Source organism: Microcoleus sp. MON1_C5 (genome assembly GCF_036701875.1).
Classification (GTDB): domain Bacteria; phylum Cyanobacteriota; class Cyanobacteriia; order Cyanobacteriales; family Microcoleaceae; genus Microcoleus.
The window spans coordinates 159,454-171,852 of the sequence record NZ_JAUBRN010000002.1; the positions used below are offsets into that span (position 1 = coordinate 159,454).

10 protein-coding genes are annotated in these 12,399 nt (G+C 45.0%); 5 read left to right on the plus strand and 5 right to left on the minus strand.

Translation table 11 applies throughout. From position 1 onward, the window contains the following. Positions 1–69: 69 nt before the first annotated feature. The 3 genes from egtD to egtC all read right to left on the minus strand — a co-directional run bounded on the left by egtD (position 70) and on the right by egtC (position 3,573). Entirely contained in the window at positions 70–1,116 is a 1,047-nt protein-coding gene (gene egtD / locus QUA71_RS01905; protein WP_333281519.1) for an L-histidine N(alpha)-methyltransferase, read from the minus strand. Between the two features lie 380 nt (positions 1,117–1,496). After that, on the minus strand, positions 1,497–2,813 hold the full coding sequence (locus QUA71_RS01910) for an ergothioneine biosynthesis protein EgtB (protein WP_333281522.1): 1,317 nt from the start codon (positions 2,811–2,813) through the stop codon (positions 1,497–1,499). Then, positions 2,785–3,573, minus strand: coding sequence for an ergothioneine biosynthesis protein EgtC (gene egtC / locus QUA71_RS01915; protein ID WP_333281525.1), 789 nt, complete (start codon positions 3,571–3,573; stop codon positions 2,785–2,787). Before egtC ends, QUA71_RS01910 begins: the two co-directional genes overlap by 29 nt. A gap of 165 nt (positions 3,574–3,738) precedes the next feature. Here egtC and QUA71_RS01920 point away from each other — a divergent pair, with 165 nt between their 5' ends. From QUA71_RS01920 to QUA71_RS01930, 3 genes are all read left to right on the plus strand, one after another. Next, positions 3,739–3,957 carry a hypothetical protein gene (locus tag QUA71_RS01920; protein ID WP_006632999.1) on the plus strand — a complete coding sequence of 73 codons (219 nt, stop codon included), beginning with the start codon at positions 3,739–3,741 and terminating at the stop codon, positions 3,955–3,957. A gap of 1,452 nt (positions 3,958–5,409) precedes the next feature. After that, positions 5,410–6,975, plus strand: coding sequence for a methyl-accepting chemotaxis protein (locus tag QUA71_RS01925; protein ID WP_333281528.1), 1,566 nt, complete (start codon positions 5,410–5,412; stop codon positions 6,973–6,975). A 637-nt stretch (positions 6,976–7,612) separates the two neighbouring features. Beyond that, positions 7,613–7,900 (plus strand): RNA-binding protein, encoded by a 288-nt coding sequence (locus tag QUA71_RS01930; protein ID WP_333281530.1) that lies wholly within the window; start codon positions 7,613–7,615, stop codon positions 7,898–7,900. Positions 7,901–8,169: 269 nt separating this feature from the next. On the opposite strand, the gene QUA71_RS01935 is transcribed toward QUA71_RS01930, so the two are convergent. After that, positions 8,170–8,616 (minus strand): hypothetical protein, encoded by a 447-nt coding sequence (locus tag QUA71_RS01935; RefSeq protein WP_333281533.1) that lies wholly within the window; start codon positions 8,614–8,616, stop codon positions 8,170–8,172. Between the two features lie 56 nt (positions 8,617–8,672). On the opposite strand from QUA71_RS01935, the gene QUA71_RS01940 reads away from it, so the two are divergent. Then, entirely contained in the window at positions 8,673–8,813 is a 141-nt protein-coding gene (locus QUA71_RS01940; RefSeq protein ID WP_333281535.1) for a hypothetical protein, read from the plus strand. Positions 8,814–9,023: 210 nt separating this feature from the next. Here the strand turns inward: QUA71_RS01940 and QUA71_RS01945 are convergent, their stop codons facing one another. Then, positions 9,024–11,510, minus strand: a complete 2,487-nt coding sequence (locus tag QUA71_RS01945; RefSeq protein ID WP_333281538.1) for a putative PEP-binding protein — start codon at positions 11,508–11,510, stop codon at positions 9,024–9,026. 72 nt (positions 11,511–11,582) lie between these two features. Between QUA71_RS01945 and QUA71_RS01950 the strand changes: the two genes are divergently transcribed. Continuing rightward, entirely contained in the window at positions 11,583–12,269 is a 687-nt protein-coding gene (locus tag QUA71_RS01950) for a ComF family protein (RefSeq protein WP_333281541.1), read from the plus strand. The last annotated feature ends 130 nt before the right edge of the window (positions 12,270–12,399 follow it).

A 12,399-nucleotide genomic window follows, 5' to 3' on the forward strand; every position in this document is an offset into this window, starting at 1 on the left:
GGTTTCACTCTTAAGTTGACACCAATGATCGCGGCCCGGTGTCCTGACTGTGGGTAATATCTGAAGAACTCATTTATTAACTTCTGACATCTGACAAAGCATCAAGCCAAACCACTGATTGGGATCGGTCCAAACTTGCACCGGCATTAAACCACGCTGCGAAAGTTCTTCCTTTACAGTATTGAGATTAAACTTGCGCGATATTTCGCTGCGGATAGTTTCTCCCGCTGCAAATTCAACAGTTAAATTGAGAGAACGCAACTGCACAGTTTGCGTTTTTTTACTTTTTAAGTGCATTTCAATTTGACATTCCTCTTGATTGTAAAAAGCCCAATGCTCGAACTGTGCTAAATCAAAATTTCCCTCAAATTTTCGATTTAAATGCCGCAGCATATTCAAGTTAAATGCCGCCGTTACTCCTTGACTGTCATCGTATGCAGGCTCTAAAATATCTTTAGATTTGTCCAAGTCAATTCCCAGCAAAAAATACTCTCCCGGCTGCAATGCACCGACAATTTGCGAGAAGAACAAATCGCATTCTTGAGCGTTGAGATTGCCGAGGGTACTGCCGAGAAAGCAAATCATTCGGGTTGGCAACGGCGACGGTGCAATTTTAGCTAAGGCTAATTCGTATGTGCTGACAAGTCCGTGAATCTGGAGCGACGGATAATCTGCCAACAGTTGACAAGCGCTGCTTTCTAGGATAGTAGGACTGATGTCGATCGGCAAATAATGCAGGGGATACTCCAGTTGACTGTAAGCATCAAGGAGAATCCGAGTTTTTGTGGAACTGCCGCTGCCGAGTTCGACGATTTCGCAGGGGCCAGTTAAATTTGCGATCGCCCCCGCGCACCCCTGCAAAATAGCCGTCTCAGTGCGTGTCAAGTAGTATTCCGGCAACTGGCAAATCAACTCAAACAGCTTCGAGCCGCGATCGTCGTAGAAATACTTTGGAGGCAGGGATTTGCGGGTTTGAGTCAACCCGCTAACTGCATCGCTGCCAGCATTGATTTCTGCGGGTGTCAGTGCCGCAGCGCTCACCAGTCGCTCTAAGTGCAGCCGGTTTTCCTTCGTTAAGGCTGAGTTGGTTGTGTCGGACAGTCTTGGGGATTTCATAAAGTAATTTTTAGATGCACATATCGGTATAGCACGCAGTCGCGTTGCCAAATATCGCGCTCAAGTCAGATTTTTCCTGCCGATCTGGGTTCTGTATTGTCTCACCGGATGGCGATCGCATCCACAATTAAAACTTAAAATTTCTCCACAAAAATTATTAAATAATTAACCAAACTTGTTTTATTTGAGCTTGTTACATGGAAAAAAGTTAGGCATTTCGCAAACAAGTTTCGTTGCAAATACCCTGTCCAGGCATTTATAGGATGTCCGTAAAATAAGCGTTATAAGGCAAGTAGTGAGGGCTAAAGTCCTCTGAAAACTGCGAGGACTTTAGTCATCACTACGAACCAATTTGATTGCAGTTATCATTACCTAGCGAACTACTTAGCGCACCGAAAACCAGCAATAATTTGCCGCACGCCCGGATAGTACCAATTCCGAAAGGTCGATCGCAGTGCCTGCGGAAAAGTCGCCCAACTCCCCCCTTTCAAAACCCGGTGTTCTCCATCAAAATAAACTTGAGAATAGCCCCTGTAAGGATAACTTTCAAATCCCGGATAGGCGTCAAAGGTTGAAGCAGTCCACTCCCAAACATTGCCTAACATATCGCAGCAGCCGATCGCACTTGCTCCTTTGGGGAAGGCATCAACTGGCGAGGTATTGGCAATATTATTGCCGTGATTGCACAGGCTGCCGTTTGGCTGTTCTTCTCCCCAAGGATAGATGCGATATGTTTGATTTGTGGCATCCCAACTCGCAGCTTTTTCCCATTCTGCTTCCGATGGCAAACGCTTGCCAACAAAGTTGCAGTAAGCTTCGGCTTCGTACCAACTCACGCCGCAGACTGGATGGTTGTTGAAAGCTGGATTTTCTGACCAGTAAAGCGGTTGAGAGACGGCTTCGCCTTGCAGCCATTTCCAGCCGTCCGCTGACCACCAATCAGGGTTTTGATAGCCGCCGGATTCCATGAAATCTCGGTATTGACGGCAAGTGACGGGATAGCGATCGATCGAGTATGCTTCTAAATAACACAGGTGGCGCGATCGCTCGTTATCCAAAGCCTCAGCAGCATCGCTTCCCATGTAAAATTCCCCGCCCGGAATTTCAATCGCCTGGGAATCCGTAATTTGTAATTGGTAATCTGCAATTGGTAATCGGTAATTGGAAATTAATCTTCCTTCTTCCTTCTTCCCTCTTCCTTCTTCCTTCTTCCCTCTTCCTTCTTCCTTCTTCCCTCTTCCTTCTTCCTTCTTCCTGTGCATTTGCAACACGAAAGCAACTGTTTCGCAGTGCTGGCTTTCGTGCTGAATAATAAACCGCCAGAGACGTTCTTGCTCGTCTATCGGCGCTACTTCCAAATAATCTAACACCTTTTTTCTCACCGCGTCCAGATATAATTCAACTTCAGGTAACGTCGGCAGAAAAACCCGTTGTTTTTTCGGCAAAATATCAGCAGCAAACAGTTGGTGATACTGAGGCAAGACAGGTTCCAAGCCAGCACATCGTTGCAACAGCCACAAATCCTCAGTATAAGCAATGTGACCTAAGTGCCAGCCAACCGGACTAAAATCAGGATGAGCTTGGCGGCAAAAAGTATCATAATCGATGTCTGCAAATAGCTTGAAAGTGCCGCGCCGACACTGCTGCAAATCGCGATATATTGCCTCTCTACAAGATTGGATAGATTTCGATATCACGCTCTACTCCGGTACTGATAATGCTCTGGACTGGGCACTCGTGCCAATTGCCTGCAAATAAAGGTTCAGAAGCAATGATGACAGAATTCGGGAAATTTAAATCGTCCCGCAGCCAATAGAGGGAAGGAGGGGTTTTTTGGGCAGCAAAGCGAGAGGCAACGAGCTGGTGTCCGTCGCTGATAATGATATTAGCTGAAAATTCTACTTGGTGAGAGTTGGCTAGCTCTGCCACAGTTTTCAGCGTGTTTTGCAAAGCAGCTTCTAGAGTCATATTGGCGGCTGTCAATTCATTGACGAACAAGCCGAAGATATGCTCTGAATCGGTAGTGCCGTTAATTGATTGATAAATGGTATCGGTGAGTCGATCGCGAATTGGTCTGTAAAGAGTTTGCCGAAAATTCTTCACGAAGCCGTTGTGTACGAACAGCAGGCGATCGTTCTGAAACGGCTGACAGTTGCTCAAATCTACAGCTTGTCCTGAAGTTGCACTGCGAACGTATCCGATCGCGCATCCGGATTCAACGTATCGACTGATACTCGGAAGGTTAACGTCGCTCCAAATTGGCTGTACATTTTTATAGGTGAACGGGTCAGTATCTAGGTGCGGGTGATACCAACCAAGACCAAAACCGTCAGCATTGAGTACGCCAGAAGTCATTTCGCGGGGATCGTAACTCTGCACAATTAGGGAATGTTCCGGCTTGTACAGAATAGCATCGAGTAAAATCGGCTCCCCGAGGTAGCCAAGCAAACGGCACATAAAATTTTTGCAGCAATGTGATTAGCATTGTAAGTCATTAGCCGAAAAATTGCCCGAGCGGGCATCTTCAGGGCTGGGAACAAGGTTTTTTGTAGCCCGCTGCCAGCATCGCAGTACAAACGATACAGTTAAGGTAGAACCCCTGCAGCAAAAGGAGACTCTTGAATGTTCCTCGACGAACTCATCCCAATGGCCCAAGAATTGATCCAACAGCCGATCGCCTTCGCGGGCGGATTTTTATCTGGCCTGCTTCGACTCAACCTTCACGAAGATCCCGTTAAAAGCTGGATCGACGAGCAAGCTGGTTCAACTTCCTACACTACTCCCCCAGCCGAACCCACCAACGGTAAAAGCACGGGGCCTCAGTCAATCTCGATCGACTAAGGAAAAGCAGTAACATCCTCCCAACGCCAAACTGATTACAGTTATGGCGTGGGCTTCCAAACTTCACAGTTTGGCTTTTCGCGTTTTTCCCTTACGGGATTTCCCCACTTGGCTAGACTTAATTTCTCCGTGCCCGCTAGAAAGTCTGCACAGACACTTTCGATTCCCGTATAGCCTTTCTCAGATAGATAAAGTACAATAACAGCAGCGTGTAAACCAGTTCCAAATATCTTGCTTAGAAAGTTGACCTGAGAAAGTTGACGGAATGCAAACTCTCTCGCCTTTCCTAATTATTAATAATTTGTTGTGTTAATAAAACTGAAAACATTTTTAATTTTTGACCGTAATTTTTTAGGGTTATGATCAATCGGGGTAAGGCGGCGACAAGTATATTACTTTCGCCCTTTTTCTTGATTACTTTCTTTACTTATTTTCTCTCTTTCTATAATCGTTCTCCCTCACTACCCAAGCATTTTTCCTTAGTTATGGTAGATTTTCGGAGCATAATAGCCTGAAATGTAATTGTATCATTTTACTGCTTAAATTAACTTATATTATAACTTTATTTATCCTTATATATACTGTTTGTATAAAATATTTTTACAGGTTTGTTCGTTTTATTTATTGCCCTTGAATCTTTTATTCAATAGTTAAGAATGAAGTTATTCAAGATTAAATCATTTTTATTTTCAATCGGCTCTAAAATTATCAGTTGTTCGGTATTAATTTTGCCCGATCGCATAAATTAGCTAGATGAGCAATATTTTTGGTTTTAGGAGCCTGTTTAAGTAATTTTTTTACAAAACTGAGAACTCCCAAAAAACAGTTAGGTATGAATTTTTGTGAGATTGCTTCCGTAATGATAAACCTCGATAATTTCTTGTCTAAAATCAACATAATCAGCTTTCATTGCTAGTAATGTATGATGTTTTCAATGCTTGGCAAACAAACGTGCTGTGAGTGGAGGGGGCGTCTCCTCCACTTATGGTGATGCTGTGACTCTTGAGCGAATTATAGTTCATTTATCTTATATTTTATATTTTACCGTTATAAATTAGTCAACAATATGATACCTCATCTGCCTCACAAAGGCTTTATCTCTGAACTCCAAACTTAATTATAATTTTACCACTTTTTATAATTGGCGTGGGCAGGCTTGGTTTGTGTAAAGCCAGGTTTTAAGCTGTAGACTAAAGGGGTTTATAAAAATGAATTCAGCATGATGACAAGCAAAAAGCTACCGTAACTGCGCCGTCACCCAAAATCGATAGCGACTTTCAGGATCGGGAGTTACCGATCAATTAATTACTAATTTTAAAAGGTAAAATCTCAAAGGTAAAATCCTAATAGGTACTTGATCTACCGGAGAAAAGGTATAATATACAAGATATGTTGAGGATGGCAGCGAGGATAACTGTAGTAGAAGGAAGCAGAAATAGTATGTTGAGAAAAATGAATTTACAAACCAGACTGATCGGCGCCTTTCTGATTATGGGACTTTTAGTATTTTTAGTTGCCTGGGTAGGATGGAACTCAACATCTAATCTCAGTCAACACATAGATACTATAGGTAAAAATAATTTACCGAGTATTGAAGCATTATGGAAAATTAACGAGGGACAAACCCAAATCGAGTCATCCGAGAGAGCGCTAATTAATCCGGCACTCAGTCAAGCAGAAAGGCAAGATGCCTTAAACAGAATGGACAAGGCTTGGCAGCAGATTCAAGATGGGTTTAAAGCATACGAAGCCACTCCACGTACCGCAGAGGAAAACGCACTATATCAACAAATGCTTAAGTATTGGGAGAAGTGGAAGCAGGAAGATCAAGAACTCCTGCGAATTAATCAAGAATTTGAGAAAGTGGGAATTTTGAATCCTTTGGGCTTGCAGCTAAACCTAATTAATCAAGGTAAAAGTAATTCGCCAGAAATGGCAAGGGCAAAAACAGCTAGTAACCTTTTGAATAAACTTGGTCAGCAATCTAAGGTAATTCGCCTTGAATATATAAAGGCCGAACAAGCAAATTTAGCCGTAGCTACATCCAACAGAAAGCAAGCCGACGACGCTTATAAAATCGCAGAAAATGATATTAGGAATACTCAAGTAGCTGTATTATTGGCTATGACAGTTGGACCGCTAACAGCGATTAGTTTAGGAATAGCTTTAAGCATAGCGATCGCCAAACCTTTAGATAAAGCGCTGAAAGGTATTATTAATATGATTGTCACTTCTTCTACCGAGATCGCTGCTACAATTGAGCAACAGGAACGTATTGCTGTACAACAAGCTGCTTCTGTTAATCAAACAACTACCACAATGGATGAATTGGGCGCATCATCGAGGCAATCAGCTATGCAAGCCGAGTCAGCCCTTGAGAATGCCAGTAATGTCTTAAATCTGGCAGCAGAAGGCAGTAAAGTGGTGCATAAAACCCAGCAGGGAATGTTGAGTTTGACGCAAAAAGTCGGAGCTATCGCCGAGCAAGTTTTACATTTGAGCCAGCAAACCAATCAGATTGCTAATATTACCAATTTAGTCAGCGATTTGGCTAATCAAACTAATATGCTGGCAATTAACGCTACAGTGGAAGCAGTACGCAGCGGAGAACAAGGAAAGGGGTTTGGGGTGGTGGCAAGGGAAATTCGCCGACTCGCAGATGAAAGCAAAAAATCGTCGGCTCAGATTAATGATTTAGTAAACGATATTAAGAATGCCATTAATAAGACAGTGATGGTAACAGATGAGGGCAAAAAAACTTTAGATAATAGCCTGAAATTGACTGAAGGTACGGCGGATAATTTTAGCAATGTTGCTAATGCTATTAACAGTGTTGTTGTCAGCAGTCAGCAAATTTATCTCAATACCAAACAGCAGGCGATCGCTATTGAGCAAGTGGTAGATGCGATGAATGTTCTGAATAAAGGAGCAACGGAAACAGCCAGCGGTATTACCCAAAGTCGAATTGGCACTCAAACACTTAACAAAGCTGCTTTAAATCTCACATCCTTAGTTTAATTGAGAAAAGTAATATCCTAAACTGGGGATTAAAGAGATGGAGAGAAAATCTGTCCTATTCCTCATTTCCAATTTGCCATTCCAAATTTGGCCCAAGGATTGAAGGTGACATCTCCCCGTTTAGGAAAGGGCTGGGGAGAGGTGAAGTAGGTTTCCTCAAAGGCCTGTCTAGATGTGTATAGCAATTCTCAAGTGAATGAGGTACAGATTTAAATTGTAGATTAAAGAATGGAAGAATTGGGGAATTGGTAATTAACTGCCAAGTACCTTACGAAAGTTGAGAACCGCTATATCAACGCTCGCGATCCAAAGCAACCTAATATATTAGACCTTGTTAGTGGCTTTGTTTCCGAAGATACTCCGTGATTCGTCGCCCACCCATCAGTGATGTGATTAAAATCAAATATTGTTCAGGGGTAGGAGTCCTCGCCACCCCAAAACTCATATTCTCACTCATCCGCAGGGCGAGTGAGGATATGAGTTTTGATTAAGCTAACTATTGCAGCCAGTACCAAGGGTTGGTCAGTGCGGCAAACCCTTTTAGTCAAAGTCGATTGCCCAGTTGTATGGTAGATAGCACTTGACAGTTAAATTAACAGGTTATTATGTATAGCACAACAAGTTCAGTTCGATCGACATGACTATCTACATTGGAAATCTGTCTTACCGCGCCACCGAAGAAGACCTGACAGCAGTATTTGCAGAATACGGCACAGTCAAGCGAGTTGTCTTGCCTACCGACAGGGAAACCGGTCGGATGCGCGGTTTTGCATTTGTTGAGATGATGGAGGATGCCCAAGAAGACGCTGCAATTGCCGAATTAGACGGTGCAGAGTGGATGGGCCGCCCCTTGCGAGTGAACAAAGCTAAACCGAAAGAAGAGGGAAATCGAGGCGCAGGTTTCAAGAGAAACGACGGATATTAGTCCGCGATGCGGCGGTTGACATCCTGTCGGAACCCACCTGATGCACCAGTGCGCTACTAGCGCCGAATTGCTAGCAGCAGTTGATTTTGGGGATGCAATGTCAAATCCGCTGCACAAAAACATCGATTCTTTGTGGGCTGCACTTGATTCATAATTTTTGGAGAAAGACAGAATTTATGCACGCTAGTCTAGAAACCCGATTTCTTCCGCCATACCTCGCTGCTAAAAGCAAAATTTATCAGGAGAAACCGGGTTGATGAGCGTTAGTCTTAGAAAGAGTAAACTCGCCCTTTTTCATCAATATAAACTGATCGGTCTTGCCGAGTGCGGGGGTCTGATCTGGTGATGCGAATCGTCACAAGGTTTGTCTGCGAGTCAACGTTATAGTCGTATTTCAAAGTTGTGCTTCCTCCTGTGGCATTAATCGGAATATTGGCAATGTCGCCGGTGCGATTGCTGATACGAACAATGATGTTTTTGCTGGTTCCGACGGGCAAGGATGACAAGTTGGCACCTGATTGACCGTATTCTAGGTTTAATCCAGTTTCATTTAACAGTCTGAGGGTTATGTTGCGAGTATTGTCAACCTGCGCTTGAGGTTGCCAGAATCCTGGTTTTTTGCCACCGTCAGTTGCAGGTTGAGATAATGCTGGGTGAGGATGCAGAAAGGCGAGGGCGGCAAGTATTGCTGCGGCTGCAATAATTTTTGATTTCACGGTTTGTACCTCCGGGTCAAGATTTGGTGATATTTCTATCCTAGCTTTAAAATCGGATGTTAGTGGAAGGAAGAAGGAAGTTCGGCAACGGATTATTTAACGGATGTAACGGATGTAACGGATGTCAGGAAGAAGGAAGAAGGAAGAGGGAAAAAGGAAGAAGGAAGAAGGAAGAGGGAAGAAGGAAGAAGCAATAAAAGGAATCAAAGCAAGGGTTTGAGAAATTAAGAATTTCCTAAGCGTCAGGGTGGTTGCTATATCTACTCAGAAACCGGGTTTCTGTAGTTGTTAATATTCCTGGACGCACGGGTTGTCTAGAAATCCGATTTCTGAGCGGGTGGCTGCTTGCCAAAGCTATGATTTAGAGTAGAAACCGGATTTCTGGGGTCAAGTGAGTCCGGGAGTGATTAATTGTTAATTATCGATCGAGCGAGTTCTAGGAGTATGCGCTGTTCGGCGCGGACGATCGCCCTGGAAGTTTGTTCTGCAGCATCGACATTGACCGAAATAGACGAAATTCCCCACCGCACGAAGGATTCAACTGTCTCGGGATACAATGCGGGAGCGTCGCCGCAGATTGAGCAAGGAATGCCGGCGGCCCGGGCCTGTTTGATTAATTGTTCGATCGCCCTCATCACTGCTCGATCGCGCCCGTTGAAAGCACCTGCTACATGGTCGGAGTTGCGGTGAACTCCTAATAGTAATTGGGTTAAATCGTTAGTGCCGATCGAAATTCCTTGAACTCCGGCTTTTACGTAATCGGGCAATAAAAATAACACCGAAGGAACTTCCGCCATAATCCACATTTGAAACTCGGTTGAGCGGTTTTTCCAAACAGTTTCTAAGCGCTGGCGGCAGTATATAAACTCGTCAACCGAGCGCACGAAAGGCAAAATTAAATTAACATTGGTATGGCCTGACTCGCAGACTTTTTGAAGTACGCAGAGTTCCCAATCAAATAATTCCGGTTCAAAGGTATAACTGAAACTGCCGTGGGCGCCTGACTCCCGTAAATCGAGAGAGCGATAAAATATTGGCCGCGGCGAAACGGCAGCAGCAAATAAGCTGAGGCAATCCGCCATGCGATCGACAAATTCCGATTGGCGGCCGTCTTGCAGCCAAACTTTGGGGTTTTGACAGTCCAAAGCTTCTAATGCCATTAATTCCGATCGCAGCAATCCGATGCCGTCTATTGGCAGATTTTTGAGGCGGTCAATCGAACTTGTTTGGCTGACATTAACTAGCAGTTGAGTCGCCGTTGGTGGGCCCCAAACATATTGAGTAGACTCAGATTGTCGAGATTTAGGCGCGGAATTGGACGATCGATCGGAGGTAGAAGATTGGTGCTTGGCTATTGACATTTTTGCTGCTGTACTGTATACATCTGCCTTTTTTGCTGTGTCCCGAAGTCGGCCGCTGTCTCCTGTCTCGATCGCATCGTGTTGGGCGAGGGCAAAAACTTCTCCGCTATCGCCGTCTACCAAAACCGAATCGCCCGAGGCGATCGCCCGAGTGGCCCCTGCCACTCCCACAACGGCGGGAATCCCCAATTCTCTAGCTAAAATGGCGCCGTGGCAGGTCATGCCTCCTTGTTCCGCAATCACCCCAGCAGCAACCTTCAGCCAAGGCAGCCAATTCGGATCGATTGTCCGGGCTACCAAAATGCCTCCGGCTAAGAATTCCGCGTTTTCTGGGTGGGAATTAGTCATAACTTGGGCAATTGCTTCGGCTTTTCCTGATGCTGCTCCCACACCTCTGAGTATCGCAGGAGTTCTGGCTGGGGCGATCGAGTTTGGCTGCAGGAGGGCGATCGGATTTTCCTCTACCGGCGCGACTTTTTCCCCTTTCACAAGACGAACTTGAGTGAAATAAAACTGCGATTCGCCGCTGTTTGCTGTCTGGTTTAGCGTCCACTCCAAAATTAAATCCGAGTCAAATTCTGCGCTCACTTTTTTACTCAATTCCATGATTTCTCGCAGTTGCGCTTCCTCTAAAATGTATTCTGTTTGCGCTTCCTCTCCTAGGGCTAAAACTTGCACGCAACAGTCACCAAAATCATGAATTAAAAAGGGAGAATCGGGAATTGGGAAAGCAGAAAACTTGCCGATATGCAGTTTTTTTTTCGGTTCTCCATCGCCGACTTTGAGATTGTAGGCTAATGTTTTGTAACCGATCCGCTGGAATTTAACGGCGGTTGTTTCTGGCTGCACTTGATAGTAATCGGGGATGGTTTCTCCCCTAGCGAGGGACAATCCCAAACCGCTGGTGGCTTGGATTTCCCACTGTGCGCCCGCCTTTGTTTTCACCTCGCCTGCGGCGATCGCTTCTTGAAGTGGCTGCACCAAAACTGCGGGATTGATTTGCTGTACCCGCAGGCCGCACCGCTGCCAGTAAAATAGACTTCGGGCTCTGAACATTTCTGCCCAAGCTCGTTTGAGTCCGGCCCCAATGGCTTCGGGTTCTGCCCGTACTGCCTGAGATTCCAGAATGCCGACTGTTTTCGGGTTCCAGGAAGTCAGGGAAGGGCGAAAAATTAAGGCTGTGGAGTTTAAGTTTGACTGTGAGTTGAGTTGAGAAACAGCAGACTCTAGGGTGGAGAGCAGTGAATCTGGCAGTTTGCCGGCGAGGATTTGGTGGCGGATGCTGCGGGCGATCGATTGCAGTTGTCTGGGTTCATCGACATTCAAGTGCAGGGAAGAGTTTGGCCAGTCAGCAAACAGCGGTTCTAGGCACTCGATCGACTCTAAAAACTGCCAAAATGTTTGAGCCGGCACGACAAAACCCGGTACAACGGGATGATTTTTCTGGAGCAAACAGCTCAAGTAAAATGCTTTTTCTCCCACTGCATCTCGGTCTGAAGGTTGAATTTTGTCTAACCAGTAGAGGTTTTTCACGCTGCGAGCCTGTCGGTGGAAACTGATTGAAGTTGAGAGTTTTTCCCATTAATCACTTACCACAATTTTAGGATGAACAAGCGACAATGGACGGGATTAGTCAAATCTTTTCTCAATCTATTTCTTAAGTCTAACTGTCCTCTTTGTCAGCGGCCGGCCGCCGGAGAGTTTTGTCCGTACTGTCACAAGCAACTTCAGCGATGTCAATTAAGCGATCCAGGTCGATTTTGGCATTCAGAGCAGCGTGTTTTTGTGTGGGGTGAGTATGGCGGGGCTCTCAAACGGGCGATCGCAGCTTTGAAATATGACGGCAATCCGCAATTAGCCAAACCTCTAGGCGGCTGGCTGGCGGAAGCTTGGCTGAGTTTTCCCGAATTAGCTATAGACAATCTAACAGTTGTACCGATTCCCATGCACAAAGAAAAGGTCAAGGAGCGGGGTTTTAACCAAGCAGAACTGTTGGCTGAAAGTTTTTGCGAGCTGACTGGTTTGCCTTTGCAGCGGCACGGTTTGGAGCGGGTGAAAAATACTCAGGCTTTATTCGCTCTGACGCCACAGCAGCGGCAAGCGGAAATGAAAAATGCTTTAAGTTTGGGGAAAGATTTTCGTCGTCGCCTCCCGCGCGATCGAGTGCTGTTAGTTGATGATATTTACACTAGCGGTACTACGGTTAAGTCGGCAATTCAAATATTGAAACTGTCGGGAATTTCGGTTTATGGAACTGTGGCACTGGCAACTCCGAATAAGATTAATCGGTAAGTTATGACTGGCTTTAAGTTTAAAAAGGTTTGTAGTGAGGACATGATATTAATCAGGATTTGCTAATAAGATTTTTTTGGGAAAACGAACCGCGAAGACGCGAAGTCTGCGAAGGAAGAGAAAGAAGAGA